The sequence below is a fragment of the Clostridium sp. E02 genome (assembly GCF_003833015.1).
In the GTDB taxonomy this organism is placed as follows: Bacteria; Bacillota; Clostridia; order Lachnospirales; family Lachnospiraceae; genus Lacrimispora.
Map to the genome: position 1 here is coordinate 1 of NZ_RJLQ01000013.1, position 26529 is coordinate 26529.

Here is a 26529-nt window from a genome sequence, read left to right on the forward strand (position 1 = left end):
CATAGCCGGCTAACTTACCGGAACCAAACGAAAAACAGTCTTACCGCCCTGAAGTACGGTACCAGTCTGCCCAGGTAAGGTCAAGAGCAAGACAAGTGCAAGCACTCTTGACTTTACCTGAGCGGACCGGTACTAGATGATCAAGGCGGTTAAGTTGAAATTTAATTTGCGCAAAACTATTGACAGTATCATACATTTCCTGTTCTGTTCTCAATTTTACACCTCCAATAAAACGTATTTTCATTCTACTTCTGATTTTAATCCTTTATAATGTGATTTACAATAATTTATACGTTTTTTAACTTTTTATAAATTATCTCGTCAACGACATCAAGTGGATCATACTGAATACGCCTCCTTTTAAAAACCAGTATAACAAAAGAATTAATTTGATGTTCTCTACTTGTTCTATGTGCGTTCTCTATGTATAATTTCCCCCTTTGTTTCCCATTGCTTTAATAAGTTGTAACAATAAAAGAAACCCCGAAAGTATAAGCATTTTCGGGGTTGTTGCATTTTTATTAAATATGCAATTATTATCTCTTTGAGAACTGTGGAGCACGACGAGCTGCTTTTAAGCCGTACTTCTTTCTTTCTTTCATTCTTGGATCTCTGGTTAAATAACCAGCTTTTTTAAGAATTGGACGATATTCAATATCAGCCTGAAGTAACGCTCTTGCGATACCGTGTCTGATTGCACCAGCCTGTCCGGTAAATCCACCGCCACGAACGGTAACTAATACGTCAAACTTATCAACTGTCTCTGTAGCAACAAGTGGCTGACGAACGATCACCTTTAATGTTTCAAGACCTAAGTACTGGTCAATATCTCTCTTGTTGATAGTGACTTTACCTGTACCTGGTACTAAATATACTCTAGCAATTGACTTTTTTCTTCTACCTGTTCCGTAAAATTTTACACTAGCCATGATAACTTCCTCCTTTCAGCACCTCTAATTAAAATTTGATTTCTAAAACTTCTGGTTTCTGAGCAGCGTGATTATGATCTGCACCAGCATAAACATGAAGTTTTGTTATCATGCTTCTTCCTAAAGGTCCTTTTGGAAGCATACCCTTAACTGCTAATTCCATAACTTTTTCTGGCTTTTTCGCCATCATCTCTTTTAAAGTAGTTTCTTTCATACCGCCAACATACTCAGAGTGATTATAATAGATCTTCTGATCCATCTTTTTACCTGTAACTTTGATCTTGTCCGCATTGACAATAATCACGTTATCGCCACAATCCATATGTGGTGTATAAGTTGGTTTGTTCTTACCTCTTAATACTTTAGCTATTTCTGAACCTAAGCGTCCTAATGTATATCCTGTAGCATCAACTACATACCATTTTCTCTCAATTGTTGCTGGACTAGCCATAAAAGTCTTCATTGGACATCCTCCTGTTATTTATGGTGTTATTAAGCATAACTATATTGCAAAATGCTCACTCCGGGGCATTGGATGAACATTTTCGTCTAACGTCACAGTTATACATTATATAACATTCATCCGGTTGTGTCAACCTTTTTCCCCATAAAATCAGGGTCAAAACAAGTATTTTCTGTCACTGCCCAACCAGAATTCTCCGTTGCCTTTTGAAACTTGTAAAAACCATATGACTTTCCAAAAATAAGCCTGCCCTCAACTTCTTCATCCTTTACAAAAACAGTTTTTGCTCCATTCCGGACTGCCTGATGAACCACACGAATTACAAGACGTTCGAATTCTTCATTAAGGCATCGATGTATCCGAAGCCATGCCTTTCCTTCTGTGGGAATTTGATCTTGAAAAAGGGTATAGCTCCAATACTTATTCTCCCCTTTTATCTCACTTGGCATTTCCGTTTCATAGTCAAGACTGATAAGGGTAAGCCCCTTTGCCGCTGCCTTAGGTCCCGCTGCATTCCGATTTCTTGCAGAAAGAATCTCTTCCACATGTTCCGGTGGATATCCTGCCATTCCCACCATCATCAAGGTCCCTGCTATGATACGAACCATATTATATAAAAATCCACTTCCCTGAATGCGGATTGTCACCAAGTCCCCGTCCCTTGTAACATCCAGACTGTAAATCTTCCTTACTGTATTCACTGTCTGTCCACGATCGGTACAAAAGCTCTTAAAATCATGTTCACCCACCAGGAACCTGGCACCTGCCTGCATCAATTCTACATCAAGGGGATTATAGCAAAAATGGCTATAGAGGCGTCTAATGGGTACTTCTATCTTCCTATTTAAAATCTGGTACTCATATGTTTTTACACAGTTTTGTTTTCTTGGATGAAAATCAAGAGGCACCTCTTCTGAATGAAGAACCCGTACATCGTCTGGAAGTCTATGATTCAATGCAAAACACATTTTATCCGCTGGCATGCGGTTCTCCGTATCAAACACTGCTACATTCCCCATGGCGTGAACTCCAGAATCCGTCCTGCTTGCACCGATTATGATGATCGGCTCATTTAACAATTTCGTCAGAGCCTGATTCAATACCTCCTCGATGGTAATCCCATTTTTCTGAATCTGCCATCCGCAGTAATTGGTCCCGTCGTAGGCCACGATCATCTTAACCCGTTTCATATATCCTCCTCATATCCTTCGTATCGTAAGAATTCATTATCAAATAAAGCGAAGTACTGTGATTACACCTAGGTATACAATATACACTAGATAGGTGATACAGTCCTGTTTTCTATATCGGAGAGGCTTCATCTTCGTTCTTCCTTCTCCCCCCCGGTAGCATCTGGCCTCCATCGCCATGGCAAGATCCGTTGCCCGACGAAATGCAGATATAAACAGGGGAACCAGAAGAGGGATCATATTTTTAGCTTTCTGAATTAGATTTCCTGTTTCAAAGTTAGCACCTCTTGCCATTTGGGCCTTCATAATCTTATCCGTTTCCTCCACTAAGATCGGAATAAACCGGAGCGCAATGGACATCATCATCGATACTTCATGCACAGGTACACCTACTTTATTGAACATACCCAAACTTTTTTCTAACCCATCTGTCAACTGATTTGGAGTCGTTGTCAGTGTCATAATGGTAGATCCCACCACTAGATAAATCAGCCTGATTCCCATAAATCCAGCTACTTTAATGCCTTCTTTGGTCAGCTTTAAAAAGCCAAATGAAACGATTGCCTCACCAGGCGTGAGGAATAGATTAAAACTAATGCTGATAAGTAAAAGAAATACAATTGCTTTTAAACCACGAACCATAAACCGAACTGGTACCTGGCTAAGAGCAATGGCACCAACAAGAAAACCAGTCGCGATCAAATAACCCCATATATCATTTGCAATAAATAGAGAAATAATAAAAATCATTGTCCCAAACAGCTTTGTCCTGGGGTCCAGTCTGTGCAAAACAGAATTCACCGGATAATACTGTCCTAATGTAATATCTTTTAACATGCTATCTCCCTGCCTATTTTCCCAGAAGCCGTAAAATCTCGTCTCTGGCCTCATCTATCGTTGTAATCGTGTCATCTATGGGAATTCCATGGCTTCTGAGCGTATGGACCACATAGGTGATCTGAGGCGCCGCTAGACCCATGTCTTCCAACTCCTTATAGTGTATAAATACATCTTTCGGTGTACCGTCAAATACTTTTTCTCCCTGATTCATAACAAGAATCCGGTCTACATATCTTGCGACATCCTCCATGCTGTGAGATACAAGAAGTACCGTCATGTTTCTTTCTTTATGCAGGCGCTCAATCTGATCCAATATCTCATCTCTTCCTTTGGGATCCAGACCCGCTGTAGGCTCGTCCAGAATTAAGACATCCGGATTCATTGCAAGGACTCCTGCAATTGCCACTCTACGTTTCTGACCTCCTGATAATTCAAAAGGAGAACGTTTATAATAACTTTCATCAAGTCCCACCATAGCAAGTGCTTCTTTTGCTCGATTTATCGTTTCCTCTTTGGATAGTCCTTGATTTTTGGGACCGAAACAGACATCAGTAAGAACATCTACTTCAAAAAGCTGATGCTCCGGATACTGAAACACCAGTCCAACGTGACTTCTTAATCCACGCAGATCATATCCCTCATTGTATATGTTTGTCCCATTGTATTGAATTGATCCCCCTGTTGCACGAATCAATCCGTTTAGATGCTGGATCAGCGTGGATTTCCCGGAGCCTGTATGCCCGATCAATCCAATAAACTCTCCATTTTTAATCTCTAGATTAACATCTTTTATGGCATGTTGTTCAAAAGCAGTTCCCTGTCCATAAATGTAACTTAAGTGTTCTATTTTAATTGCCATAGTTTCCTCCAGTCATACCTTTCACATTGGGATCATGCTTTGCAAATTCGGGCAGAAGATACTTCATTAATTCCTCTAGGGTCAGGATCCCATCCGGTAACTCTACGCCCCCTTTTTTTAACTCATAAGCAAGCTCTGTCACCTGTGGTACGTCCAGACGATAAGATTTTAATTCCTCCACACGGGTAAATATCTCTTTCGGTGTTCCATCCATCACCACTTTACCTGCGTCCATAACGATTACTCTATCTGCCCCCGTGACTTCTTCCATGTAGTGAGTGATTAGAATTACCGTTATTTTTTCTTTCCTATTCAATTCACGAACCGTTCTTACTACTTCCTTCCGCCCGTTGGGATCAAGCATGGCCGTTGGCTCATCAAGAATAATACATTGAGGTCTCATTGCCATTACTCCAGCGATGGCCACTCTCTGTTTCTGTCCTCCAGATAATCTATTTGGAGATTTTTGACGATAAGCCGCCATCCCAACTGCTTCAAGACTCTCATCCACCCGTCTCCATATCTCATCGGTAGGCACACCAAGGTTTTCAGGTCCAAACCCTACGTCCTCTTCTACAATATTGCCGATGATCTGGTTGTCGGGATTCTGGAAAACCATTCCAGATTTTTTACGAACTTCCCATATATTCTCTTCTATGGAGGTATCCATGCCCTGAATCCATACCGTTCCTTCGGTTGGTAAAAGTATGGCATCCAGATGCTTTGCAAAAGTAGATTTTCCCGAACCATTGTGACCAAGGACTGCCACAAATTGTCCTTTCTCTATTTCCAGACTGACATCATCAATCGCACGCTTAATTTCTTCAATATTCTGTTCCTCATCTCTTCTGATATAATCATAAATCAGCTTCGACGTTTTTATTATACCCATCGCAAACCTTTCTTCCATTGAATTTAAACATTCGTATGTCTCATAATTTTAGTTTAATATCTTCAAACAGTCAAGCATGGACAGAAATGTTTTATGATTCAGCCAATTTTTACCATGGTAATACATACCTTGTACACCAAAGTGTACCTCCTCCGGAAAGGAAAGAGATTGTCAAATCAATTCTAACGCTGACGTGCTTTCCCCAAAAAAAGTATCCGCTTGGTCATTGCTAACCATCCGGATACTTTCACTTATATATTATGATTCCCATAATCCATTGCTATTTAGCTTGTATATTCCTTCAACCGTGGTATTTGTCGCCATACTTCCATCCGCATTCAGATAATACCATTTGCCAGGCTGAGGTTGGATCCAACCAGTTGCCATATCACCGTCCGTATTAAAATAGTACCAGGTTTCTCCGATCTGCTGCCAATCTTTTTTTAGTTTAGAATCATTGCCCATGTAATACCACTTATCTAAAAGTTCAAGCCAGCCGGTAACTGCATACCCATCTTGATCAAAATAGTACCAATCTCCAGTTATCATCTTCCAACTGTTTTTGACATATTCCCCGTCTTCAGCCCGATATCTTTTTCCTTTTTCATTATTTATCCAGATCCCCTTATTGTCACCAATTTCTTGAACAACGGAATCGTCAGAAGTCATTGTGTCGCCTTCTTTTAAATAATCATCTTCAGAAGAATTTTTTACTATAGCCTTTACGGTATAATAATATTTATTTCCATCATCCAGATATTCCATCAGATCTACCGATGTAGAAGAAGTCGTCAGGCTCTTTAGCCATATTCCACCCTCTTTATAAAGAACTACCTGATAGCGCGATGCAAAAGGAACCTTTTTCCAGGATGCCTTTGTCTTCGTATTGTCACTCCAGCCTGCCCTTTCTGGACATTCCAGTTTCGCAACCGGAATATATGAAAAACGAATGACTGTTTCTCCGTTTTCTGCCCTTACTGATATCAGTTTTCCACCATAAACAGTACAGTCAGATGTTTGATAGTTCCCAGAAACTCGTATGGAACCTGTAATCTTTTTCCCAGGTTTCCATTCATCTTCGGGCTTGTTCCAATCCGGGTTTTCTTCTGAGTAATTAACAGTAACCGTTGGTGTCTGAATTCCATCTGTCCAGTCGCTTCTTCTTCCATTTTCCAAACGAATCTTTAAATCTACTGAAGCCAAAGACGACATCGCTGTCGCAAGCAATATCCCTGTACAGAGGAAAAACAACCATATTCCTTTTCCTTTCATCCATCTCATAGATTGCAGCTCCTTTTCATTCTACTTGTGCCATACCCCATTGGCATCGATCCGGAATCCGCTGATGGTTGCATTCACTGCCATGGAACCATCTCCCGGATAGAAATAGTACCAATTACTGTTTACCTGCTTCCAGCCTTCTTCCATGCCCCCGCTGGTGTCTGCATGATACCACTTATTATTATAATGAATCCAGCCAATACTCATGGCTCCCTCAATTCCAGTGGATGAAGATTGGTTCATATAATACCATTTGTTGTTAGATTTAATCCAACCAGTTACCATTGTTCCATCACCATTTAGATAATACCACACGTTATTCTTCTGCTGCCAACCACTTAGCATCGCACCATTTGTGTCAAAGAGATACCACCTTCCATTGATTTGAGACCAGTTATTTTTTAAATAACTCCCATCTGGGTATCGATAATACCAAGTATTTCCACTTTTAATCCAGCCAACATCGTTGCTCGTCACAATCACATCGTTATTTTGTCCACGACCATCCGATACTTTTTCCTTGGGTAAATACACCTCATCTGATTCGGTCCAATCACTTTTCTTCCCAAACTTATTTTCTTTCTCCGTATAGGCGACTGTGCGAACTTTAAAACTATAAGTCCCTTCCTTCGTCATATAAGGATAAAAATTATAAGAATTCGCCTTTAACTTCTCCAATTTTTTAATAATTGTATTCCCACGATATAAATACACATCATAAGCCTTCGAACCATACTCAGGAGCACTCCATCTAGCATTCCCAAATCCAGAATCCTTCCACTCAGCTTCCTCGGGTGATTCATAGGTACCCTTTACTGGCTTAAATGTAAAAGTAATATACAAAGTATCTGTCCCGGAACGGTTCGAAGATACATAATCTCCCCCCTTAATGGATACATTGCTAGAACGATATCCACCTTTAAACGCATATTCATCAGGATCTGTCGCCCTAAGAGTTACCTTCATCTTAGGTTCCGATCCAATCTTCATCTCTCTGCTGTCAGAAGTGATCCAGTCAAGATCGCTCACTTCATATCTACTATTATTACTGTAAACGTAATTTCCTCCACTATTCTTTAAATCAAAAGAATTCTCTGACGGCAATGTTTCTCCTGTAGTAATATCTTCAAGACCTACGTTAATGGTCACCGATGATATGGTTTTGGTAGTAGCTGCTAAAGATAGTATTGGTAACGTGAATCCTAGCATACTAACTACAGAGGCGACAGCCACCAACCTCTTCAAAATCTTCATTCTAATTACCTCCCATTTTCTAATTTTGCGCAAATTAACAGAATAGGAATTTTATTCTATTGATACCATTATAGACCGATTTCTAATTAATCGTCAACTTACGATATTCTTTCTTTATTCTTTCAAACCTTAATAATCGAAAGAATACGATCACAGGAAAAGACCCGGTATAGAATTATCTTCTATATCGGGTCTTATGATTATTTATTATACAAGCTCAAGAACAACTTCCATTGCTGCATCACCTTTACGAAGTCCGATCTTAACGATACGAGTATAACCGCCATTACGGGAAACGTATTTTGGTGCTACATCATCAAAAAGCTTCTTTGGCAAATCAACAGATTTTGTATTTTTCTTTCTTCCTGCAGCCTCAGTTGGAACCTCGGTTACATCGTAAAGAACCTTTAACATCTGTCTTCTTGCATGAAGTCTAGAAGGAAGATCTTTCTTGATTTCCTTTTCCACTTCATCATAAACAGTAACCTTCTTACCGTTTACAACTTCTTTGACTCTCTTGCCTTCTTTATCTTTTCGAGCAACTTTAGCTGTAACCTTTACAGTTTCGAAGTTATCCTTCTCTTTTACTGCTAAAGCAATCAGACCTTCCGCAACTTTGCGAATTTCTTTTGCCCTTGCTTCCGTTGTCACGATTTTGCCATTGTAAATCAATGCAGTTACCTGGCTTCTAATTAATGCTTTTCTCTGACTGGAAGTTCTTCCAAGTTTTCTATATCCTGCCATTTTCATATTCCTCCATTTGCGGAACACGGATACATGCTTCTTCGGTCTTACTGTACCCGCGCTTAATCTCATTGCATTGAACACTTGACGTCAACATCCAGACGCAAGTGTCATAATTCAAGCATTCCAATTAAGCATTAGAATCATCGCTTGGGTTAAGCTGTAAGCCTAACTCTTTTAATTTTGCCAACACTTCTTCTAAAGACTTGCGGCCAAGGTTACGAACCTTCATCATATCTTCGGACGTTCTGTTACACAGTTCTTCCACAGTATTGATGCCAGCTCTCTTGAGACAATTATAGGAACGGACAGAAAGCTCCAATTCATCAATATTCATCTCCAGAACCTTTTCTTTTTCATTGTCTTCTTTTTCTACCATAACTTCTGCAGTTTTGGCATTCTCTGATAGATCAATGAAGAGATTCAAATGTTCACTTAACACTTTTGCGGCAAGGCTAACTGCCTCATCCGGCGCCAAGGTTCCGTTTGTAAATACATCTAATGTCAGCTTATCATAATCGGTAACCTGACCTACTCGGGTGTTTTCTACCGCCATGTTGACGCGTTCTACTGGTGTATAAATAGAATCAACGGCAATCACGCCAATCGGTAAATCTTCACTTTTATTCTTGTCTGCACTTACGTAGCCACGACCTTTGGTAATGGTAAGCTCCATATAAAACTTACTGTCTGTGCCGCCACTAAGCGTAGCGAGTACCTGATCCGGGTTCGTGATCTCAATATCAGGATCTGCCTGGATATCCGCAGCTGTTACCACACCTTCGCCTTCAAACTCGATGTATGCAACTTTTGCTTCATTGGTATCGCTGTTATTCTTAATAGATAAGCTCTTGATGTTCATAATGATTTCAGTCACGTCTTCCTTAACTCCCGGAATCGAACTAAATTCATGCAAAACGCCGTCGATTTTTACCTGACTGACTGCAGCGCCCGGTAAGGAAGAAAGCATGATTCTTCTCAAGGAATTACCCAAAGTCGTTCCATAACCTCTTTCAAGCGGTTCAACTACAAATTTGCCATATTTTTTGTCTTCTGAGATTTCAGCAATCTCAATGTTTGGTTTTTCAAAATCGAACACTAATAGCCCCTCCTTTTGGGTGTATTGTATCGAGGCTCTTATACTCAAACCTTGCCCGGAAGCAAAATACTCCCGGGCGAAAGCCGGCTTCTATCAACAGACTTTCAATTATTTGGAGTACAACTCGACGATAAGCATTTCATTCACTGGAACGTCAATCTCATCTCTTGTTGGTAACTCTTTAACAGTACCACGTAAATTCTCAAGGTCAACATCTTGCCATGCTGGAACCATACGCCCAGCAGAAGCTTCCTGAACACCCTTAAATCTTGCATTGGTTTTGCATTTTTCTTTCACTTCAATTACATCACCTGCTTTAACAAGGTAGGAAGGAATGTTTACGCATTTACCATTTACAAGGATGCTCTTATGATCAACAATCTGTCTGGTTTCTCTTCTTGTTCTTCCAAATCCCATACGGAATACTACATTGTCAAGTCTTCTCTCCAGAAGGATCATCAGGTTTTCACCTACAAGTCCCTTCATCTTTTCAGCTTTTGCATAGTAGTTACGGAATGGTTTCTCAAGTACACCATAGATGAACTTTGCCTTCTGCTTTTCTCTTAACTGAAGACCATATTCACTCATCTTTCTGTTGGATCTTTTTATTTCTCTCTTTGATTTTTTATCTATTCCTAAATAGATCGGATCAAGACCAAGGGATCTACATCTTTTAAGAACAGGAACTCTATCAACTGCCACTGTAATTACCTCCTAATTAGACTCTTCTACGCTTTGGTGGACGACAACCGTTATGTGGAACTGGTGTTACATCCTTAATACTGGTTACTTCTAATCCGCATGCCTGAAGTGCGCGAATAGCTGCTTCACGGCCTGAACCAGGACCTTTAACCATAACGTCTACTGATTTTAAACCATGTACAAGAGCTGCCTTAGTAGCAGTTTCTGCCGCCATCTGAGCTGCATATGGAGTAGATTTCCTTGAACCTCTAAATCCCAGACCACCAGCACTTGCCCAGGATAATGCATTTCCCTGTGTATCCGTTAATGTCACGATTGTGTTATTAAAAGATGACTGGATATGTGCTTGTCCGCGTTCAACGTTTTTCTTTACGCGCTTTTTTGTCACTTTTTTAGTAGTGGACATTTTCTTAGCCATTTTAAACTAACCTACTTTCTTTTTACTTGCTCCGCCCTGCAATATTGACAAGGTACGAATATTCGAATCCTGTTATTCCTGTTTTTAAAACATGTAACGTGATTCTGTGTTGTTAGTTGTGAAGATGCTCTTCACTTTGTTCAGGGTATCCGCTTTCTCACTAAACTCGGTAAACCTCGTTAAGTGTTCAATGCGAATCCCTATTTCTTCTTGTTTGCTACAGTCTTTCTAGGACCCTTACGTGTTCTTGCATTGGTTTTAGTTTTCTGACCACGAACCGGAAGACTCTTTCTATGACGGATTCCACGGTAGCAACCGATCTCCTGTAATCTCTTGATGTTCATAGCGATTTCTCTACGTAAATCACCTTCTACAGTCTGAGATTCTGTAATAACTTCTAAAATTCTTTTTACTTCATCGTCTGTTAAGTCCTTGACACGAGTGTCAGGATTTACGCCAGCTTTTGTAAGAATGCGATTAGAACTAGTTCTACCAATACCGTAGATATAAGTTAAACCGATCTCAACACGTTTTTCTCTTGGTAAATCAACACCTGAAATACGAGCCATGTGTGTAGTACACCTCCATTATTTTTTTTAACCTTGTCTCTGCTTATGCTTAGGATTTTCACAGATTACTCTGATACTGCCTTTTCTTTTAATGATTTTGCATTTTTCGCAAATCGGTTTGACTGATGATCTAACCTTCACAGCAATTCTCCTTTCCTTTATGCGCTCTTTCTCATAAGCACAAAATGCCTGTTAGACAGACGTTCTTGTGCAAAAGCCCTCCCCGGCACCTAGTGAAAAACCTCACTATTTTGGTGACGATGAAGTCTCTTTCTGCAAAGAGCTTTCTGAGTATACCCGCAGTGTGTTTTATCTTAAAACCAGTGCTGTCCCTATGGACATAATACACCCAGTATTTCAACAAAGTCGCTATAGCATTATAACACTGATTATAATATAATGCAAGCGATTTTACCCATATATTTATTAACCCTTTGCCCTGGTGTGTCGCACTCTGAAAAAAGAGACTTCTACAATTCGAAGCTCTTATTTATCTCTCCAGATGATTCTTCCCTTTGTTAAATCATAAGGTGACATCTCGATCGTAACTTTATCGCCTGGTAAAATACGAATGTAGTGTAAGCGAAGCTTTCCGCTTATATGTGCCAACACCTGATGACCATTTTCTAATTCAACCTGGAACATAGCATTGGGGAGCTTCTCCACAACGACCCCTTCAATTTCAATAACATCTGCTTTTGACATAAATCTTACCTCCTAACAACCTGATTTTCTCTTTTGAAACATCTGATAAACTGTTTGATCTCTTCATCGGTGACCTTTTTATATTCCCGGATTTTGATTCCAGGGGATTGTTTCTCCCAATCAAGGGCAATTACATGCTTTTTCTTTTTCTTCTTCGGGCAGTCGAGACGTTTTATTTTTCCGTCCACCAGATATATATATTCGCCTTCTTCATATAATATGAAGAAAAAGCTATTTTTATCGTGTCCTGCCGTTGATTTTACAAATGTTCCGGCTTTAAGCATCCTTTTCTCTTTCCATCGGCTTTTATAAAACCAGACTCAGTATTTCGGGCTCGCCTTCTGTAATCAGTACTGTATTCTCATAATGAGCGGAAAGACTACCATCTTCCGTTACTACGGTCCAGTCGTCATCAAGCCACTCAACTTCAAGGGAACCTTCGTTGATCATTGGCTCGATGGCAAGCGTCATACCCGGCCTTAACTTAATCCCACGCCTTTTTGTTGCGAAATTAGGAATCTCCGGATCTTCGTGAAGACGGGTCCCAATCCCGTGACCGACCAGATCGCGGACTACACCGAAGCCATAGGTTTCTGCATGTTTTTGGATGGCTGCAGATATATCACCTAAATGATTGCCAGATTTTGCAAATTTAATCCCTTCAAAGAAACATTGTTTTGTCACTTCTATAAGTTGCCCCGCCGAAGGAGTGATTTCTCCGATTCCATAAGTTCTTGCTGCATCGGAGTGATATCCTTTATAAATAACACCGGCATCCAGGCTTACGATATCTCCTTCTCTTAAAATACGTTTTTTATCTGGAATCCCATGAACCACCTCATCATTGACAGATACACAGATGGAGGCAGGATAGCCATTGTAATTTAAGAAGGATGGCGTACAGCCGTAACTCCTTATGATGCTTTCTCCCAGATGATCAATATCCCAGGTTGTCATACCCGGCTTCAAAGCTTTTTTTAATTCTTCGTGAGTGTTACAAAGAATTCTTCCAGCCTCTCTCATAAGTTCTATCTCTCTTGCAGATTTAATCGTAACTGACATAGACTAAGCTCCTAATATAGCAGTGATATCTGAGAACACTTTATTTAATTCCTGTGTTCCGTCCACATCTACCAGCACGCCTTCATTTTTATAGTATTCAATCAAAGGCTGGGTTTGTTCGTGATATACGGATAGACGTTTTTTCACGGTTTCCGGTTTATCATCGTCTCTTAATACAAGTTCTGAACCACACACATCGCACACTCCAGGTATCTTGCTTGGATTGTATACAATATGATATGTAGCTCCACAGGAAACGCAGGCACGTCGGCCTGACATTCTGCTGATGATTTTCTCATCCGGTACATCAACATTAATGGCAAAGTCTATTTTTTGTTCCAGCTTTATGAGCGCGTTTCTCAAACTCTCCGCCTGAGGAATGTTTCTAGGAAATCCATCCAACACATATCCCGGTTTACAGTCTTCCTTCTTAATCCGGTCCATTAACATTCCAATGGTCAGTTCATCTGGTACCAGCAAGCCCTGATCCATATATTCCTTTGCCTTTCTGCCTAGCTCCGTTCCTTTTTTTATGTTAAAACGGAAAATATCCCCGGTAGATATATGCGGAATCTGATATTCTTCAGCAATTTTTTTCGCCTGGGTACCTTTTCCGGCACCAGGGGCACCTAACATGATGATCTTCATCAACAGTCACTCCTTTTAAATATTCGGTTATATAGCATAAATTCCAAGGAAAACACGCCATAGCGTGTTTCCCTTGGTTTCTCATCTAATCGTTTAAAAAACCTTTATAATTACGCACAAGCATTTGTGATTCAATTGCCTTCAGTGTCTCTAAGACAACACTGACAATGATAATAAGAGAGGTACCTCCAAATGACAAACGGCTTACACCAAATAAACCGGATACCATAATCGGGATAATACAGACAATTGACAAACCGCACGCTCCTATAAAAACGATATAATCCAAGATGGAATTCAGATAATCACTGGTAGGCTTTCCAGGACGGATGCCTGGAATAAATCCACCTGATTTTTTCATATTATTTGCAACTTCAAGTGGGTTAAACGTGATTGATGTATAGAAATAAGCAAACACTACGATCAAAGCCACATAAACCAACATACCAATTGAATAAGCTGGCTTCTCTGCCTTGAACCAGTTGGAAGAACTCATTGCTGCTAAGATATGGCCTCCAATGCTGTCATAATTAATCTTATCCTGAAAGAACTGAGAAACCACAACTGGAGTTGACATAATAGAAGAAGCGAAAATAACCGGAATAACACCGGCTGTATTTACTTTTAACGGAATGTTGGTTGCTTGTCCTCCAACCATCTTCCGTCCCTGCATCTTTTTGGAATATTGCACAGGGATTCTTCTCTCTCCATCCTGAAGGATCACAACAAATACAACAATTGCTGAGACGATTGCTACGATAATAATAGCTGCTACTGCTGCTACTGCTACCGATTTTCCAGACATAAATCTGGTATACATAGTTAACGCATCTGACGGTAAACTGGAGATAATGTTAAATAACAGGACAATTGATATTCCGTTACCAACACCTTTTTCAGTAATTCGTTCGCCAATCCACATCAAAAGTGCACTTCCTGCTGTCATCGTAACAACAACAATCATAACACTAATGAAATTATATTCTTTTAACAGTCCCTGGCCACCGAATCCTATCGCCATAGCGATGGATTCGATTAATGCCAAACCAACTGTTACATAACGGGTGTATTCTGCAATCTTTTTTCTTCCGTCCTCACCATCCTGCTGCATCTCTTCAAGCTTTGGAATCGCTATGGTAAGCAGCTGCATGATAATGGAAGATGTAATGTAAGGGGTAATGCTCAGTGCAAGAACGGACATGTTGGTAAATGAATTACCCGTCACCGCATTGAAAAATCCAAATGCATCATTATTCTGCTGAGCAAAAAAATCTTTAAAAAAGCTTGTTTCAACTCCTGGAATTGGCAACTGAGAACCAATTCTAGTAACCACCAGCATCATGAACGTATAGAGCAGTTTTGTCCTAATGTCCTTGATCTTAAATGCATTACGGAGTGTTTTCAACATATTAGACCACCTCGCAGGTTCCACCTAAAGCCTCAATTTTGGTTTTTGCGCCTTCACTGAAAGCATCTACCTGTACTGTAAGCTTTTTGGTTAATTCTCCATTTCCAAGGATCTTAACACCGTCACGCGGATTCTTAACGATTCCACTCTCTAATAAAGTCTCAACAGTTACAACTGTACCGTTGTCGAATGCTTCTAAAGCGCTTACATTAATGCCGATAATAACCTTTGAATTTCTGTTTGTAAAGCCTCTTTTCGGAATACGTCTGTATAAAGGCATCTGACCGCCTTCAAATCCTGGTCTTGTAGCACCAGAACGGGCTTTTTGTCCTTTATGACCTTTACCTGCTGTTTTTCCGTTTCCTGAACCATGTCCACGGCCTCTTCTAAAATTATCGCTGTGTTTGGAACCTAAAGCAGGCTGTAAATTTGATAAATCCATCGTTTGCACCTCCTTACTCTATTCTCTTAAATCTCTTCAACTTTTACCAAATGACGCACATTAGCGATCATGCCTCTGATTGCTTCATTATTCGGCATTTCAACTGTTTTGTGAAGCTTCTTTAAACCTAAAGCTAAAACAGTTGCCTTATGCTTCGGAATTGCACCAATCGGGGATTTCACCAATGTGATTTTTAATTTATCTGCCATTTTCATATCCTCCTTAGCCTAAAATCTCTTCAACAGATTTTCCGCGAAGCTTTGCAACTTCCTCAGGAGTTTTTAACTGAGTTAATCCCTTGATTGTAGCTAAAACTACATTGGTTTTATTATTGGAACCTAAGGATTTTGTACGGATGTTCTTGATACCTGCAAGTTCTACTACCGCACGAACAGGACCTCCTGCAATAACTCCTGTACCTTCAGATGCTCTCTTAAGAAGTACAGAAGCACTTCCAAATATACCTGTGAGATCATGAGGAATACTGTTGTTATCATCCATAGGGATGGTAACCAAATTTTTAACGGCAGCCTCTTTTCCTTTACGGATTGCTTCTGGAACTTCTCCAGCTTTGCCAAGACCAGCACCTACATGACCATTACCATCGCCCACGACTACTAAAGCAGAGAATCTCATGGTACGTCCACCTTTAACGGTTTTAGATACACGTTTGATAGCAACTACTCTGTCGTTTAATTCAAATTGACCTGCATCAATAATTGTACGTTTCACGCTGTCATTCTCCTCTCTACTAGAATTCCAGACCAGCTTCTCTTGCTGCGTCTGCTAATGCTTGAACTTTACCCTGATATATAAATCCGCCTCTATCAAAGACAACTTCTTTAATTCCTTTTTCCATAGCTCTTTTTGCAACTACGGTACCTACATATGCTGCAGCATCAACGACGTTAGTTTTCTCTAATTCTGCCTTTACATCTTTTTCCACTGTAGAAGCAGCGACTAAAGTCTTACCAACTGTATCGTCAATAATTTGAGCATACATATGATTATTACTTCTAAATACAGCTAAACGTGGTCTTTCTGCAGTGCCTGCAAAACGATTACGTAATCTGTTGTGTTTTTTAACACGAACTTCGCTTCTTGACTGTTTGCTAACCATCTTTACACTCTCCTTAATTATTTCTTACCAGTTTTACCAACTTTACGTCTGATTACTTCGTCAGCATACTTGATTCCCTTACCCTTATATGGTTCAGGTCTTCTCTTATCTCTGATTTCAGCAGCGTACTGGCCAACTTTTTCTTTATCGATACCTTTAATGATGATGACGTTCTGGCCTTCCATGGTAGATTCGATTCCTTCTGGATCTTCCATCTCTACCGGGTGGGAGTAACCAAGAGAAAGAACCAGTTTCTTACCCTGTTTCAGAGCTCTGTAACCAACACCATTGATTTCTAATTTTTTCTCATAACCGCTGGTAACACCTACGACCATGTTATTTACTAATGTTCTTGTAAGACCGTGCAGTGATTTCATTTTCTTTAAATCATTTGGTCTTGTAACAAGGATATGACCATCTTCTTCTTTGATTGTCATTTCAACTGGTAACTCTTTTACAAGAGTTCCCTTCGGACCTTTTACAGTCACTTTGTTCTTTTCTGCGATTGAGACAGTAACTTCTGCCGGAATCGCGATAGGCATTCTTCCTATACGTGACATGCCGTTTACCTCCTTAAATTTTCGGAAGGAACCTTTGTTCCCTCTGTTTTCAGATGAATTGTCCCTGCGTCCCACTAGGTTTCACTGGGTGTTCAATGCCTACCAAACAAATGCTAATACTTCTCCGCCAACACCTACATTGCGTGCAGCCTTATCGGTAATAACGCCCTGATTCGTTGAGATGATTGCTGTTCCCAATCCTCCAAGTACTCTTGGCAACTCTTCCTTGTTTGCATATACACGCAAACCTGGCTTAGAGATTTTCTTAATACCTGTAATAATTTTTTCATTTTTATCTTTACCGTATTTTAAGGTGATACGAATTGTCTTGAATGCACCATCTTCTACGATATCATATTTTTTAACGTAACCTTCTTTTACAAGGATATCAGCAATAGCTAATTTCATCCTGGATGAAGGTACATCTACTGTGTCATGTTTAGCAGTATTTGCATTACGAATTCTTGTAAGCATATCTGCAATTGGATCGCTCATTGTCATTTTGAATTTGCCTCCTTCCTTATTTTACCAGCTTGCTTTTCTAACGCCTGGGATCTGACCTTTGTATGCTAATTCACGGAAGCAAATTCTGCAAATTCCGTATTTTCTTAAATAAGCATGTGGACGACCACAGATTCTGCAACGATTATATTCTCTTGAAGAGAATTTTGCAGGTCTCTGCTGTTTGATCTTCATTGAAGTCTTAGCCATGAATATTTCCTCCTACTATTTTGCAAATGGCATATTGAATAATGTCAAAAGTTCACGGGCTTCTTCGTCTGTTTTCGCGGTAGTAACGAAAATAACGTCCATACCTCGTACTTTGTCAACTTTATCGTACTCAATTTCAGGGAAAATAAGCTGTTCCTTAATTCCAAGTGCGAAGTTTCCTCTGCCATCAAATGCATTAGGATTTACACCTCTAAAGTCACGTACACGAGGAAGTGCAAGGTTGATCAGACGATCTGCAAATTCATACATTCTCTCACCACGTAATGTAACTTTGCATCCGATTGGCATACCTTCTCTAAGTTTAAAGTTAGCAATTGATTTCTTCGCCTTTGTTAAGACTGCTTTCTGACCGGAGATGATTTCTAAATCTCTGACTGCAGAGTCTAAAACCTTGGCATTTTCCTTTGCTTCACCAATACCCATATTAATGACAATCTTATTCAGCTTAGGTACTTCCATGGCGTTTTTATAACCAAATTTTTTTACCATAGCTTCTACGATCTCTGTCTTATACGTTTCTTTTAATCTAGCCAATTTTTATTCCTCCTCTCCGAATTAGTCAATTACTTTACCGGTTGCTTTTGCAACACGAACTTTTTTACCGTCTTTTAGTTCAAATTTAACTCTGGTAGCTTTTCCGCCAACAAGAAGCATTACATTGGAAATATCAAGTGCTGCTTCTTTCTGAACGATACCACCCTGTGGGTTACCCTGGCCCGGTTTCACATGTTTTGTTACCATGTTCACACCTTCTACAACCACTTTACTATTCTTCATATCTACATGAAGAACTTTACCCTGTTTATCTTTATCTTTACCTGTAATCACTTTTACAAGATCTTCTCTTTTTATTTTATGCACAGTCCGACACCTCCTTATAATACTTCTGGAGCTAAGGAAACAATCTTCATGAAATGTTTCTCTCTTAACTCTCTGGCAACCGGTCCAAAGATACGAGTACCTTTTGGAGTCTTGTCATCTTTGATAATAACGGCAGCGTTCTCATCGAACTTGATATAGGATCCGTCTTTACGACGTGCGCCCTTTACAGTGCGTACAACAACGGCCTTTACAACGTCGCCCTTCTTAACAACACCACCAGGTGTTGCATCCTTAATGGTGGCAACGATAACATCACCAATGCTAGCATATCTTCTTGTAGATCCGCCCAACACTCGGATACAAAGTATTTCTTTTGCACCAGTATTGTCGGCAACCTTTAATCTGGTTTCCTGCTGAATCATGCCTGTTACTCCTTCCTAGAAATAAATTATTTCGCTCTTACGAGAACTTCAACAAGTCTCCATCTTTTGTCTTTAGACAATGGTCTTGTCTCCATAACTTTTACTGTATCGCCCATGTTGCAATCATTTTTCTCATCATGAGCTTTTAATTTATACGTTCTTTTTACGATCTTGCCGTATAAAGGATGTTCTACATGGTCTACAATGGCTACAACGATGGTCTTATCCATCTTGTTGCTCACAACCTTACCAGTACGGGTTTTTCTAAGATTTCTTTCCACGTTCGGTGTTCTCCTTTCAAGTTTGGCCTTATCGGCCCTATCTATAAGTTTACACACACTCGTGTGTGTCATGCTTTTTAAAAAATAAGCTGGAACCTAAGCTAATTTAGCCTTCTCAGTTATAACAGTCTGAATTCTGGCAATGTTTTTGCGAACATCTTTGATTCGGCTTGTGTTATCAAGCTGATTGGTTGCATTCTGAAATCTTAAGTTAAAAAGTTCTTTCTTTGCAGCTACTAATTCTTCATTCAGTTCAGCAGCTGATTTTCCTTTTAATTCTTCAACATACTTATTCATTTTCACTGTCATTCACCGCCTTCTAAATCTGCTTTAGCAGCAATTTTACATCTGCATGGTAACTTATGCATAGCAAGACGTAAAGCTTCACGTGCTGTTTCTTCAGGTACTCCAGCGATTTCGAATAATACACGGCCTGGCTTTACGACTGCTACCCAGTACTCCAGAGCGCCCTTACCGGAACCCATACGGGTCTCTGCTGGCTTTGCTGTTACGGGTTTATCTGGGAAAATCTTAATCCAGACTTTACCACCACGCTTAATATAACGAGTCATGGCAACACGTGCTGCCTCGATCTGATTAGATTTGATCCAACATGGGTCTAAAGCGACTAAACCGAACTCACCGTTGCTGATCTTATTGCCTCTTAACGCTTTACCAGCCATGGATCCACGGAACTGTTTACGACGCTTAACTCTTTTAGGCATTAACATTATTTATCGCTCCCTTCCTTTTTTCCTTTAGTTGGAAGTACTTCGCCATTGTAGATCCATACCTTAACGCCAACTTTACCGAAGGTAGTATCTGCTTCTGCGAAACCATAGTCAATATCTGCTCTGAGTGTCTGTAACGGAATCGTTCCTTCGCTGTAGAACTCAGTACGAGCCATATCAGCACCGCCAAGACGTCCTGCAACTGCAGTCTTAATTCCCTTAATCCCAGATTTCATGGAACGACCCATAGTAGATTTCATAGCACGACGGAAGGAAATACGATTCACTAACTGCTGTGCAATGGATTCAGCTACTAATTGAGCATCTTTGTCTGGTCTTTTGATTTCTTTGATATCAACGAATAATCTTTTATCTGTAAGCTTCTGAACTTCTTTCTTTAATTTCTCAATCTCAGATCCGCCTTTGCCGATAACAACGCCAGGTTTAGCTGTGTGAATGATAAGTTTAATACGTTCAGATGCTCTTTCAATTTCAATATTAGAAATGCCGGCGCTGTATAATCTCTTTTTCAGGAATTTTCTGATTGCATAATCTTCTACCAGGTTATCTGCGAAATCAGCTTCAGCATACCATTTTGAGTCCCAGTCTTTAATAACACCGACTCTTAAGCCGTGTGGATTAACTTTCTGTCCCATTATTTGCCTCCTTATTTTTCATTAAGCACGATGGAAATATGGCTCATTCTCTTTTCGATTCTATAAGCGCGACCCTGTGCTCTTGGTTTTACTCTTTTCATTGTCGGTCCCTTGTTCGCAAAACATTCTTCAACATAAAGTTTCGCAGGGTCCATACCATTGTTATTCTCAGCGTTTGCAATTGCTGATTTTAATAATTTCTCTATTAAAGTAGAAGCATATCTGGGATTGTAAATCACAATACCAAGTGCACTTGTCACGTCTTTGCCTCTGATGGCATCTAATACGAAGCATGCTTTCTGAACGGAAACCCTAGCGTAAGATAACTTTGCTGTTGGTCTAGTGTCCTTCACGGCATTTCTTTCTCTCTTAATCTGGCTTCTATGTCCTTTAGCCATGGTGAATCCTCCTTTCAACTTAACGCCCTTTGGGAATCTCTAAAAACGCCCGAAGGGTGTCTGTCTCTTTATTACTTACGGCCTGACTTCTTCTCGTCCTTGCCGTGTCCTCTGTAGGTTCTAGTAGCAACAAATTCACCCAGTTTATGTCCAACCATATCTTCTGAAACATATACCGGAACGTGTTTTCTGCCATCGTGAACTGCAATTGTATGTCCAACCATCTGCGGGAAGATTGTAGAACGGCGGGACCAGGTCTTAATTACCTGTTTTTTTCCTGCTTCGTTCATAGCATCTACTTTTTTTAGTAAATGAGCATCTGCAAATGGTCCTTTTTTAAGTGAGCGAGCCATAGATTCTAACCTCCTTCAATTATTTAACGGTCTTTCCATCTCTGCTTCTAACGATTAATTTGTTAGACTGCTTGTGTTTCTTTCTGGTCTTTAAACCAAGTGCTGGTTTGCCCCATGGTGTACATGGACCTGGACGTCCAATACCAGTCTTACCTTCACCACCACCGTGTGGATGGTCATTCGGGTTCATAACAGAACCACGTACTGTAGGACGGAATCCCATATGACGTTTTCTACCAGCTTTACCGATATTGATCAGGTTGTGATCTCCGTTGCCTACTACACCAATGGTAGCTCTGCAGTTGATCGGAACCATTCTCATCTCACCGGAAGGAAGACGAAGGGTTGCATATTTGCCTTCTTTCGCCATTAGCTGTGCACCGTTTCCTGCCGAACGAACTAACTGTCCGCCTTTACCAGGATAAAGTTCAATGTTGTGAACCTGTGTACCTACTGGAATCTTGCCTAATGCCATACAGTTTCCAACCTTAGGTTCAGCAGTATCACCGCTCATAATTTTCATTCCGTCTTTCAAGCCAGCCGGTGCAAGAATATAAGCCTTTGTTCCATCTGCATAGCTAAGCAATGCGATATTAGCAGTTCTGTTTGGATCGTACTCAACACCAACAACAGTTGCTGGAATACCATCCTTGCTGTTTCTCTTAAAATCGATGATTCTATATTTTCGTTTAACTCCGCCTCCGCGATGTCTAACTGTAATTTTACCCTGATTGTTACGACCAGCTGTCTTTTTAATGGTCTTGCCGATCAGTGACTTCTCTGGAGTTGATTTTGTAATTTCAGCAAAATCAGAACCAGTCATTTGTCTTCTGGAAGGGGTATATGGGTTATACTTTTTAATTCCCATGAATATTTCTCCTTTCTGCTTTTTCGTCCAGGCTTTCTGGACATAAAGTGAGGCACTAAGGCTCTCTGCTTTTTGTCCACACTTTCCGAACATAAAAGTATGTCAGTAAGGTGTATCAACGCCGCCTGGCGTATCTTATTGTCGTGATATAATGTTCATCACATAGTTGGCTAATGGTTTCGCTCCACTGCCTAGCGATTCAATCTTACAGACCTTCAAAAATTTCGATATCTTTGCTTTCAGCGGTTAACTGTACAATCGCTTTTTTTGTCTTAGCTGTTCTACCAAAAGTCGTACCTCTTCTTTTGATTTTACCATCTAAGTTCATCGTATTTACACGAGCCACGATTGTTCCTGGGAACATTTTCTCAACGGCTTCTTTGATCATAGTCTTATTCGCTTCCGTGTGCACCATGAATGTGTACTTCTTGGATGCCATCGCGTTCATACTTTTCTCTGTTACGACTGGTTTTTGAATTACATCATAATATTTAATATCTGCCATTATGCGTACACCTCCTCGATTGCTGCAACAGCAGTCTTGGTAGCAACGACTGTGTTATACTTTAAGATATCGTATACATTGATTGTGTTCACAAATGCAGTCTTTACAGCAGTAATATTTCTTGCACTCATTGTTGCATTTGCGCTGTCATCGCCAACAACGACCAAAGCTTTGGATACCTTTAAATTATCTAATACAGCCTGGAATTTCTTTGTTTTGATCTCATCAAATTTCAACTCATCAACAACAATGAACTTGTTCTCATTCACTCTGCTTGTTAAAGCGGACTTTAAAGCAAGTCTTCTTTCTTTCTTGTTGAGTCTAATTGTATAATCTCTTGGAGCGGGAGCAAAAACAACTCCACCGCCTGTCCACTGCGGAGATCTAGTAGATCCCTGTCTTGCATGACCGGTTCCTTTTTGCTTCCAGGGTTTTCTTCCGCCACCGGAAACTTCAGCACGTGTCTTTGCCTTCTGTGTTCCCTGACGCTTATTTGCAAGCTGGCTTACGACTGCCATGTGTACGAGATGTTCATTAACATCTACGCCAAACACTGCATCGTTTAACTCTAATGTGCCAACTTCTTTACCTTCCATATTGTAAACAGATACGTTTGCCATCTGTGTGATCCTCCTTTCTGATAAAAGCATTAGTTCGATGCTTTTACTGTTTCCTTAATTGTTACTAAGGACTTTTTCGGTCCTGGTACAGCACCTTTAACCAGAATCAGGTTAGTTTCTGCATCTACCCTAACGATTTCAAGATTCTGAATCGTAATCCGCTTATTTCCCATGTGTCCTGGCATTTTCTTGCCCTTGAATACTTTACTGGGATCAGAAGCGGAACCATTGGATCCTGCATGGCGATGAAACTTAGAACCATGAGCCATAGGTCCTCTGGACTGACCGTGTCTCTTAATAGCACCTTGGAAACCTTTACCTTTGGAGATTGCGGTTACATCAATCTTATCGCCTGCGGCGAAGACATCTGCTTTGATTTCATCTTTTACCGAATACTGGTCAGCATTCTCTAATTTAAATTCTCTTACGTATCTTTTATAAGATACACCAGCCTTATCAAAATGGCCCTTTATCGGTTTGCTTACAAGTTTTTCTCTCTTGTCAACAAAACCAATCTGTACTGCACTGTAACCATCGTTCTCAGTGGTCTTAATCTGTGTCACTACACAAGGACCAGCCTGAAGAACGGTTACTGGAGTTAATGCTCCGTTCTCATTGAAGATTTGTGTCATTCCGACTTTGGTAGCTAAAATACCCTTCTTCATGTTTTTTACCTCCTGTTTGTTAATTCTACAGCGGATTGCTTTCGCAATCATCCTAGAACAGCCCAATATACGTGGAACACTATGACTCCGCCTAGCGAAGATGTTGATTCCTTACAGGAAAAAGTGTTGCTTCTATATTAAAACCCTTCAGGATATGCATTGACCACTTCATATCTGTCTTTTAGACGCTTATGTGTAAAAGCTTTTCTCAACCATGAGACCATACATAAGCTTAGTGACAATGAAACTTCCATTCGATTGTAGATGAAGATTATTTATTCTTCATCTTGATATCAATGTAAACACCAGCCGGCATTTCCAGTCTTGATAATGCATCAACTGTTTTCTGACTTGGTGTAATGATATCGATGAGTCTCTTATGGGTTCTCTGCTCGAACTGTTCTCTGGAATCTTTGTATTTATGAACCGCTCTTAAGATAGTTACCACTTCTTTCTTAGTTGGTAACGGCACCGGCCCACTCACTTTAGATCCTGTCTTTTTTACAGTGTCGATGATTTTGCCCGCAGACTGATCAACTAACTGATGATCATACGCCTTTAATGTGATTCTCATTACTTGACTTGCCATAAAAAAAGTCGCCTCCTTTTCGCACTTAATAGAAGTACGACAAGCGGTGACTGTACACGTTCCCGTGTGTGTCTTCATAGACTCACACGAACCTTCTGTTTAATCAAACAAAATTTTAAATTTGTACAGTGACTTGTCGCCAGTTTCCTAACTTGACATTCGCTCCACGGAAAACTTGCTTCTTCAGCAACAACCTCTCGCTTCACAGCTATCATGCCACAGCCTTAGTATAATACCATATATTTTTTTACATTGCAAGTATTTTATTCAAAAAAAAATGCAAAATCTGAATTATACAGTTTTTGCACCTTTTTTATTCTTACCAAGTCGGTTCTACTGGCTCTCTTCCTACGTTTCCAGAAACTGAATCACCATCGACCGCCAACAATTTCCCACTGTTCGTAGTCGTATATTTGATTCCATCCGCATCTTTGACGGTGTGCCCTTTTGCTACCCTGCCACTTGCATTTACCACATAAGTAGTCGCGCTGCTGCCAGTTGGCAGATCTATCGCTTCATATTTCATACCACCTTCTGCACACTGAAGTTTTCCTTGATAATATAGGTAACCGTCTTTTACTCCAGTATATCCACGACCACTTCCACTAAAGTAATAGGTACATTCATCTCCGTCCCCTTCTGTTACCTTAACTTTTCCCGTCTGCATGGTACTTGTTTTTTTGTCTCCAAAATAGACTGCTGTATACTCAGTACTACTTCCTATCTTAAGCTTCTGCAACCCATAGACTGGATTGCCTAATTCATTAAACAAATAGTTCTTTCCATTGATTTTTTTCAGATCCGATGTACTTGCTTCCTCTTTCTTCGGTCCAGATTTTGGAACTCCTGAACTGGAAAAATAAAACCATTCTACATTCTCTTCATATCCTACTATATCTTGAGGGGGTTCTACGGAATACCAGCCCACTCTAAGTTTACCGTTGCTATCGTAGTATTTGTAATTCTCAATCTCGTTATCCGCATTCTGACTTCCTACATTCCTCCAGCCAGTCTGTAGTGCACCTTCAGAGTCAAAACAATAAGAGATCCCATCAATCTTATAGGAATCATAGTCTCCTGACATATCCTTAGGAATGTATTTTTTCCCATTCTCATAGAAATAATACCAATGTTTTCCATCATCGTTATCTCCTGGAGTTACTCGATCTGGATCATAGTCACTATCGGGGGGAAACAGTTTCTGCCAACCGGTACGCATTGCTCCATCTGTACCGCTGTAATAAAGATCATCCTGTATCCAACCAGTCTGCATCTCTCCGTTGCCATCAAAATAATACCATTTGTTGTTAATCTTTGACCAGTTATCCATAATGGCCTTTCCGCTACTACCGAAATAGTACCATTTATACTGGGAACTACCAGAATCTTGGAATTTCATCCATTTATCCGTAACGAGAATTCCGTTGGCATCTACATAATACGTATTCTCAACCCAGGTATTAATTGCCATTTTCCCATCGCTGTCCAAATACCGCCATAAGTTGTCCGCACCTTTCTTCCAGGTGTTGGTCATCCGATTCCCATTGGTATCGGTATAGATCCATGTGTTTTCTGACTGTTTCTGTTCCCACTCAGCATGTGCATTTATAGTAACAGCACCAAGCGTTAATAAAGCAGTTGTAGCCAGTACAATGAGGCCTTTTCTTTTCATATCTCCACTCCTTACAGGGATTTCCTTTTC

The 26529-nt window shown here is 40.2% G+C and carries 41 protein-coding genes; all 41 read right to left on the reverse strand.

The genetic code is table 11. The annotated features are described in order from the left end of the window. Positions 1 to 536: 536 nt before the first annotated feature. On the reverse strand, positions 537 to 929 hold the full coding sequence (rpsI, locus tag EFT72_RS10950) for a 30S ribosomal protein S9 (protein WP_124066960.1): 393 nt from the start codon (positions 927 to 929) through the stop codon (positions 537 to 539). Between the two features lie 28 nt (positions 930 to 957). Beyond that, a complete protein-coding gene (rplM, locus tag EFT72_RS10955; RefSeq protein ID WP_124066961.1) occupies positions 958 to 1392 on the reverse strand; it encodes a 50S ribosomal protein L13 in 435 nt (144 codons plus the stop codon). 116 nt (positions 1393 to 1508) lie between these two features. Continuing rightward, positions 1509 to 2582 (reverse strand): tRNA pseudouridine(38-40) synthase TruA, encoded by a 1074-nt coding sequence (gene truA, locus EFT72_RS10960; RefSeq protein ID WP_124066962.1) that lies wholly within the window; start codon positions 2580 to 2582, stop codon positions 1509 to 1511. A 39-nt stretch (positions 2583 to 2621) separates the two neighbouring features. After that, positions 2622 to 3419 (reverse strand): energy-coupling factor transporter transmembrane component T, encoded by a 798-nt coding sequence (locus EFT72_RS10965; protein WP_124066963.1) that lies wholly within the window; start codon positions 3417 to 3419, stop codon positions 2622 to 2624. Between the two features lie 13 nt (positions 3420 to 3432). Then, positions 3433 to 4281 carry an energy-coupling factor transporter ATPase gene (locus EFT72_RS10970; RefSeq protein WP_124066964.1) on the reverse strand — a complete coding sequence of 283 codons (849 nt, stop codon included), beginning with the start codon at positions 4279 to 4281 and terminating at the stop codon, positions 3433 to 3435. Then, positions 4271 to 5173 carry an energy-coupling factor transporter ATPase gene (locus EFT72_RS10975; RefSeq protein ID WP_124066965.1) on the reverse strand — a complete coding sequence of 301 codons (903 nt, stop codon included), beginning with the start codon at positions 5171 to 5173 and terminating at the stop codon, positions 4271 to 4273. The genes EFT72_RS10970 and EFT72_RS10975 overlap by 11 nt, the downstream gene beginning before the upstream one ends. Positions 5174 to 5431: 258 nt before the next feature. After that, positions 5432 to 6454: an N-acetylmuramoyl-L-alanine amidase family protein gene (locus tag EFT72_RS10980; RefSeq protein WP_124066966.1), complete on the reverse strand. Its 1023-nt coding sequence runs from the start codon at positions 6452 to 6454 to the stop codon at positions 5432 to 5434. Positions 6455 to 6475: 21 nt separating this feature from the next. Continuing rightward, a complete protein-coding gene (locus EFT72_RS10985) occupies positions 6476 to 7708 on the reverse strand; it encodes an N-acetylmuramoyl-L-alanine amidase family protein (RefSeq protein WP_124066967.1) in 1233 nt (410 codons plus the stop codon). Between the two features lie 207 nt (positions 7709 to 7915). Next, positions 7916 to 8452 carry a L17 family ribosomal protein gene (locus EFT72_RS10990; protein WP_124066968.1) on the reverse strand — a complete coding sequence of 179 codons (537 nt, stop codon included), beginning with the start codon at positions 8450 to 8452 and terminating at the stop codon, positions 7916 to 7918. A gap of 130 nt (positions 8453 to 8582) precedes the next feature. Then, a complete protein-coding gene (locus EFT72_RS10995) occupies positions 8583 to 9551 on the reverse strand; it encodes a DNA-directed RNA polymerase subunit alpha (RefSeq protein ID WP_124067084.1) in 969 nt (322 codons plus the stop codon). Positions 9552 to 9659: 108 nt separating this feature from the next. After that, positions 9660 to 10253 (reverse strand): 30S ribosomal protein S4, encoded by a 594-nt coding sequence (gene rpsD, locus EFT72_RS11000; protein WP_124066969.1) that lies wholly within the window; start codon positions 10251 to 10253, stop codon positions 9660 to 9662. A 16-nt stretch (positions 10254 to 10269) separates the two neighbouring features. Beyond that, positions 10270 to 10671: a 30S ribosomal protein S11 gene (gene rpsK, locus EFT72_RS11005; RefSeq protein ID WP_024348298.1), complete on the reverse strand. Its 402-nt coding sequence runs from the start codon at positions 10669 to 10671 to the stop codon at positions 10270 to 10272. A gap of 200 nt (positions 10672 to 10871) precedes the next feature. Next, entirely contained in the window at positions 10872 to 11240 is a 369-nt protein-coding gene (gene rpsM / locus EFT72_RS11010; RefSeq protein ID WP_124066970.1) for a 30S ribosomal protein S13, read from the reverse strand. Positions 11241 to 11267: 27 nt separating this feature from the next. Beyond that, positions 11268 to 11381, reverse strand: a complete 114-nt coding sequence (gene rpmJ / locus EFT72_RS11015) for a 50S ribosomal protein L36 (protein ID WP_003497809.1) — start codon at positions 11379 to 11381, stop codon at positions 11268 to 11270. A gap of 345 nt (positions 11382 to 11726) precedes the next feature. Further along, positions 11727 to 11945 (reverse strand): translation initiation factor IF-1, encoded by a 219-nt coding sequence (gene infA, locus EFT72_RS11020; protein ID WP_124066971.1) that lies wholly within the window; start codon positions 11943 to 11945, stop codon positions 11727 to 11729. A gap of 5 nt (positions 11946 to 11950) precedes the next feature. Beyond that, positions 11951 to 12229, reverse strand: coding sequence for a hypothetical protein (locus EFT72_RS11025; RefSeq protein ID WP_124066972.1), 279 nt, complete (start codon positions 12227 to 12229; stop codon positions 11951 to 11953). A 22-nt stretch (positions 12230 to 12251) separates the two neighbouring features. Then, positions 12252 to 13007, reverse strand: coding sequence for a type I methionyl aminopeptidase (map, locus tag EFT72_RS11030; protein WP_124066973.1), 756 nt, complete (start codon positions 13005 to 13007; stop codon positions 12252 to 12254). A gap of 3 nt (positions 13008 to 13010) precedes the next feature. Next, entirely contained in the window at positions 13011 to 13655 is a 645-nt protein-coding gene (locus EFT72_RS11035) for an adenylate kinase (RefSeq protein ID WP_124066974.1), read from the reverse strand. 85 nt (positions 13656 to 13740) lie between these two features. Next, a complete protein-coding gene (gene secY, locus EFT72_RS11040; protein ID WP_124066975.1) occupies positions 13741 to 15063 on the reverse strand; it encodes a preprotein translocase subunit SecY in 1323 nt (440 codons plus the stop codon). Between the two features lies 1 nt (position 15064). Beyond that, positions 15065 to 15505 (reverse strand): 50S ribosomal protein L15, encoded by a 441-nt coding sequence (rplO, locus tag EFT72_RS11045; RefSeq protein ID WP_124066976.1) that lies wholly within the window; start codon positions 15503 to 15505, stop codon positions 15065 to 15067. Positions 15506 to 15531: 26 nt separating this feature from the next. Further along, positions 15532 to 15714, reverse strand: coding sequence for a 50S ribosomal protein L30 (gene rpmD, locus EFT72_RS11050; protein WP_124066977.1), 183 nt, complete (start codon positions 15712 to 15714; stop codon positions 15532 to 15534). A 13-nt stretch (positions 15715 to 15727) separates the two neighbouring features. Beyond that, entirely contained in the window at positions 15728 to 16237 is a 510-nt protein-coding gene (rpsE, locus tag EFT72_RS11055) for a 30S ribosomal protein S5 (RefSeq protein ID WP_124066978.1), read from the reverse strand. A gap of 19 nt (positions 16238 to 16256) precedes the next feature. Next, positions 16257 to 16625, reverse strand: a complete 369-nt coding sequence (rplR, locus tag EFT72_RS11060) for a 50S ribosomal protein L18 (RefSeq protein WP_124066979.1) — start codon at positions 16623 to 16625, stop codon at positions 16257 to 16259. 17 nt (positions 16626 to 16642) lie between these two features. Next, complete coding sequence (rplF, locus tag EFT72_RS11065) at positions 16643 to 17185, reverse strand: 50S ribosomal protein L6 (protein WP_124066980.1); 543 nt, start codon at positions 17183 to 17185, stop codon at positions 16643 to 16645. A 99-nt stretch (positions 17186 to 17284) separates the two neighbouring features. Beyond that, entirely contained in the window at positions 17285 to 17686 is a 402-nt protein-coding gene (rpsH, locus tag EFT72_RS11070) for a 30S ribosomal protein S8 (protein ID WP_124066981.1), read from the reverse strand. 24 nt (positions 17687 to 17710) lie between these two features. Beyond that, positions 17711 to 17896 carry a type Z 30S ribosomal protein S14 gene (locus tag EFT72_RS11075; RefSeq protein ID WP_124066982.1) on the reverse strand — a complete coding sequence of 62 codons (186 nt, stop codon included), beginning with the start codon at positions 17894 to 17896 and terminating at the stop codon, positions 17711 to 17713. 15 nt (positions 17897 to 17911) lie between these two features. Next, positions 17912 to 18451, reverse strand: coding sequence for a 50S ribosomal protein L5 (gene rplE / locus EFT72_RS11080; RefSeq protein ID WP_124066983.1), 540 nt, complete (start codon positions 18449 to 18451; stop codon positions 17912 to 17914). A gap of 21 nt (positions 18452 to 18472) precedes the next feature. Beyond that, on the reverse strand, positions 18473 to 18778 hold the full coding sequence (gene rplX, locus EFT72_RS11085) for a 50S ribosomal protein L24 (RefSeq protein ID WP_124066984.1): 306 nt from the start codon (positions 18776 to 18778) through the stop codon (positions 18473 to 18475). A gap of 14 nt (positions 18779 to 18792) precedes the next feature. Next, positions 18793 to 19161, reverse strand: a complete 369-nt coding sequence (rplN, locus tag EFT72_RS11090; RefSeq protein WP_124066985.1) for a 50S ribosomal protein L14 — start codon at positions 19159 to 19161, stop codon at positions 18793 to 18795. 26 nt (positions 19162 to 19187) lie between these two features. Next, complete coding sequence (gene rpsQ, locus EFT72_RS19675) at positions 19188 to 19442, reverse strand: 30S ribosomal protein S17 (protein WP_124066986.1); 255 nt, start codon at positions 19440 to 19442, stop codon at positions 19188 to 19190. A 96-nt stretch (positions 19443 to 19538) separates the two neighbouring features. After that, complete coding sequence (gene rpmC / locus EFT72_RS11100; RefSeq protein ID WP_124067085.1) at positions 19539 to 19745, reverse strand: 50S ribosomal protein L29; 207 nt, start codon at positions 19743 to 19745, stop codon at positions 19539 to 19541. 2 nt (positions 19746 to 19747) lie between these two features. Next, positions 19748 to 20173: a 50S ribosomal protein L16 gene (rplP, locus tag EFT72_RS11105; RefSeq protein WP_124066987.1), complete on the reverse strand. Its 426-nt coding sequence runs from the start codon at positions 20171 to 20173 to the stop codon at positions 19748 to 19750. After that, on the reverse strand, positions 20173 to 20829 hold the full coding sequence (rpsC, locus tag EFT72_RS11110) for a 30S ribosomal protein S3 (RefSeq protein ID WP_124066988.1): 657 nt from the start codon (positions 20827 to 20829) through the stop codon (positions 20173 to 20175). The genes rplP and rpsC overlap by 1 nt, the downstream gene beginning before the upstream one ends. Positions 20830 to 20840: 11 nt before the next feature. Then, on the reverse strand, positions 20841 to 21227 hold the full coding sequence (gene rplV / locus EFT72_RS11115; protein WP_124066989.1) for a 50S ribosomal protein L22: 387 nt from the start codon (positions 21225 to 21227) through the stop codon (positions 20841 to 20843). 71 nt (positions 21228 to 21298) lie between these two features. After that, complete coding sequence (gene rpsS / locus EFT72_RS11120; protein ID WP_124066990.1) at positions 21299 to 21580, reverse strand: 30S ribosomal protein S19; 282 nt, start codon at positions 21578 to 21580, stop codon at positions 21299 to 21301. Positions 21581 to 21599: 19 nt separating this feature from the next. Beyond that, entirely contained in the window at positions 21600 to 22448 is an 849-nt protein-coding gene (gene rplB, locus EFT72_RS11125; RefSeq protein WP_124066991.1) for a 50S ribosomal protein L2, read from the reverse strand. A 205-nt stretch (positions 22449 to 22653) separates the two neighbouring features. Beyond that, positions 22654 to 22953: a 50S ribosomal protein L23 gene (gene rplW, locus EFT72_RS11130; protein WP_124066992.1), complete on the reverse strand. Its 300-nt coding sequence runs from the start codon at positions 22951 to 22953 to the stop codon at positions 22654 to 22656. Beyond that, positions 22953 to 23573 carry a 50S ribosomal protein L4 gene (gene rplD, locus EFT72_RS11135; RefSeq protein ID WP_124066993.1) on the reverse strand — a complete coding sequence of 207 codons (621 nt, stop codon included), beginning with the start codon at positions 23571 to 23573 and terminating at the stop codon, positions 22953 to 22955. Before rplD ends, rplW begins: the two co-directional genes overlap by 1 nt. Before the next feature lie 29 nt (positions 23574 to 23602). Further along, positions 23603 to 24238 carry a 50S ribosomal protein L3 gene (rplC, locus tag EFT72_RS11140; RefSeq protein WP_124066994.1) on the reverse strand — a complete coding sequence of 212 codons (636 nt, stop codon included), beginning with the start codon at positions 24236 to 24238 and terminating at the stop codon, positions 23603 to 23605. Positions 24239 to 24509: 271 nt separating this feature from the next. Next, positions 24510 to 24827, reverse strand: coding sequence for a 30S ribosomal protein S10 (gene rpsJ / locus EFT72_RS11145; RefSeq protein ID WP_013274341.1), 318 nt, complete (start codon positions 24825 to 24827; stop codon positions 24510 to 24512). A 319-nt stretch (positions 24828 to 25146) separates the two neighbouring features. Continuing rightward, complete coding sequence (locus EFT72_RS11150) at positions 25147 to 26499, reverse strand: cell wall-binding protein (protein ID WP_124066995.1); 1353 nt, start codon at positions 26497 to 26499, stop codon at positions 25147 to 25149. Positions 26500 to 26529: the final 30 nt, after the last annotated feature.

Bases quoted from the DNA above. Each gene is read 5' to 3' on its own strand.
- rpsC (WP_124066988.1), bottom strand. From the start codon at position 20,829: ATGGGACAGAAAGTTAATCCACACGGCTTAAGAGTCGGTGTTATTAAA.
- rplC (WP_124066994.1), bottom strand. From the start codon at position 24,238: ATGAAGAAGGGTATTTTAGCTACCAAAGTCGGAATGACACAAATCTTC.
- rplP (WP_124066987.1), bottom strand. From the start codon at position 20,173: ATGTTAATGCCTAAAAGAGTTAAGCGTCGTAAACAGTTCCGTGGATCC.
- EFT72_RS10980 (WP_124066966.1), bottom strand. From the start codon at position 6,454: ATGAGATGGATGAAAGGAAAAGGAATATGGTTGTTTTTCCTCTGTACA.
- EFT72_RS10985 (WP_124066967.1), bottom strand. From the start codon at position 7,708: ATGAAGATTTTGAAGAGGTTGGTGGCTGTCGCCTCTGTAGTTAGTATG.
- rplW (WP_124066992.1), bottom strand. From the start codon at position 22,953: ATGGCAGATATTAAATATTATGATGTAATTCAAAAACCAGTCGTAACA.
- rplM (WP_124066961.1), bottom strand. From the start codon at position 1,392: ATGAAGACTTTTATGGCTAGTCCAGCAACAATTGAGAGAAAATGGTAT.
- EFT72_RS11035 (WP_124066974.1), bottom strand. From the start codon at position 13,655: ATGAAGATCATCATGTTAGGTGCCCCTGGTGCCGGAAAAGGTACCCAG.
- rpsJ (WP_013274341.1), bottom strand. From the start codon at position 24,827: ATGGCAAGTCAAGTAATGAGAATCACATTAAAGGCGTATGATCATCAG.
- EFT72_RS10990 (WP_124066968.1), bottom strand. From the start codon at position 8,452: ATGGCAGGATATAGAAAACTTGGAAGAACTTCCAGTCAGAGAAAAGCA.
- EFT72_RS10975 (WP_124066965.1), bottom strand. From the start codon at position 5,173: ATGGGTATAATAAAAACGTCGAAGCTGATTTATGATTATATCAGAAGA.
- map (WP_124066973.1), bottom strand. From the start codon at position 13,007: ATGTCAGTTACGATTAAATCTGCAAGAGAGATAGAACTTATGAGAGAG.
- EFT72_RS11075 (WP_124066982.1), bottom strand. From the start codon at position 17,896: ATGGCTAAGACTTCAATGAAGATCAAACAGCAGAGACCTGCAAAATTC.
- rplR (WP_124066979.1), bottom strand. From the start codon at position 16,625: ATGGTTAGCAAACAGTCAAGAAGCGAAGTTCGTGTTAAAAAACACAAC.
- rpsI (WP_124066960.1), bottom strand. From the start codon at position 929: ATGGCTAGTGTAAAATTTTACGGAACAGGTAGAAGAAAAAAGTCAATT.
- EFT72_RS11150 (WP_124066995.1), bottom strand. From the start codon at position 26,499: ATGAAAAGAAAAGGCCTCATTGTACTGGCTACAACTGCTTTATTAACG.
- secY (WP_124066975.1), bottom strand. From the start codon at position 15,063: ATGTTGAAAACACTCCGTAATGCATTTAAGATCAAGGACATTAGGACA.
- rplN (WP_124066985.1), bottom strand. From the start codon at position 19,161: ATGATTCAGCAGGAAACCAGATTAAAGGTTGCCGACAATACTGGTGCA.
- EFT72_RS11025 (WP_124066972.1), bottom strand. From the start codon at position 12,229: ATGCTTAAAGCCGGAACATTTGTAAAATCAACGGCAGGACACGATAAA.
- rpsK (WP_024348298.1), bottom strand. From the start codon at position 10,671: ATGGCTAAGAAAATGTCCACTACTAAAAAAGTGACAAAAAAGCGCGTA.
- rplO (WP_124066976.1), bottom strand. From the start codon at position 15,505: ATGGATTTATCAAATTTACAGCCTGCTTTAGGTTCCAAACACAGCGAT.
- truA (WP_124066962.1), bottom strand. From the start codon at position 2,582: ATGAAACGGGTTAAGATGATCGTGGCCTACGACGGGACCAATTACTGC.
- rpsM (WP_124066970.1), bottom strand. From the start codon at position 11,240: ATGGCTCGTATTTCAGGTGTTGATTTACCAAGAGAAAAACGTGTTGAG.
- rplF (WP_124066980.1), bottom strand. From the start codon at position 17,185: ATGTCACGTATAGGAAGAATGCCTATCGCGATTCCGGCAGAAGTTACT.
- rplB (WP_124066991.1), bottom strand. From the start codon at position 22,448: ATGGGAATTAAAAAGTATAACCCATATACCCCTTCCAGAAGACAAATG.
- rpsH (WP_124066981.1), bottom strand. From the start codon at position 17,686: ATGACAATGAGCGATCCAATTGCAGATATGCTTACAAGAATTCGTAAT.
- rplV (WP_124066989.1), bottom strand. From the start codon at position 21,227: ATGGCTAAAGGACATAGAAGCCAGATTAAGAGAGAAAGAAATGCCGTG.
- rpsS (WP_124066990.1), bottom strand. From the start codon at position 21,580: ATGGCTCGCTCACTTAAAAAAGGACCATTTGCAGATGCTCATTTACTA.
- infA (WP_124066971.1), bottom strand. From the start codon at position 11,945: ATGTCAAAAGCAGATGTTATTGAAATTGAAGGGGTCGTTGTGGAGAAG.
- rpmD (WP_124066977.1), bottom strand. From the start codon at position 15,714: ATGGCAGATAAATTAAAAATCACATTGGTGAAATCCCCGATTGGTGCA.
- EFT72_RS10965 (WP_124066963.1), bottom strand. From the start codon at position 3,419: ATGTTAAAAGATATTACATTAGGACAGTATTATCCGGTGAATTCTGTT.
- EFT72_RS10970 (WP_124066964.1), bottom strand. From the start codon at position 4,281: ATGGCAATTAAAATAGAACACTTAAGTTACATTTATGGACAGGGAACT.
- rplD (WP_124066993.1), bottom strand. From the start codon at position 23,573: ATGGCAAACGTATCTGTTTACAATATGGAAGGTAAAGAAGTTGGCACA.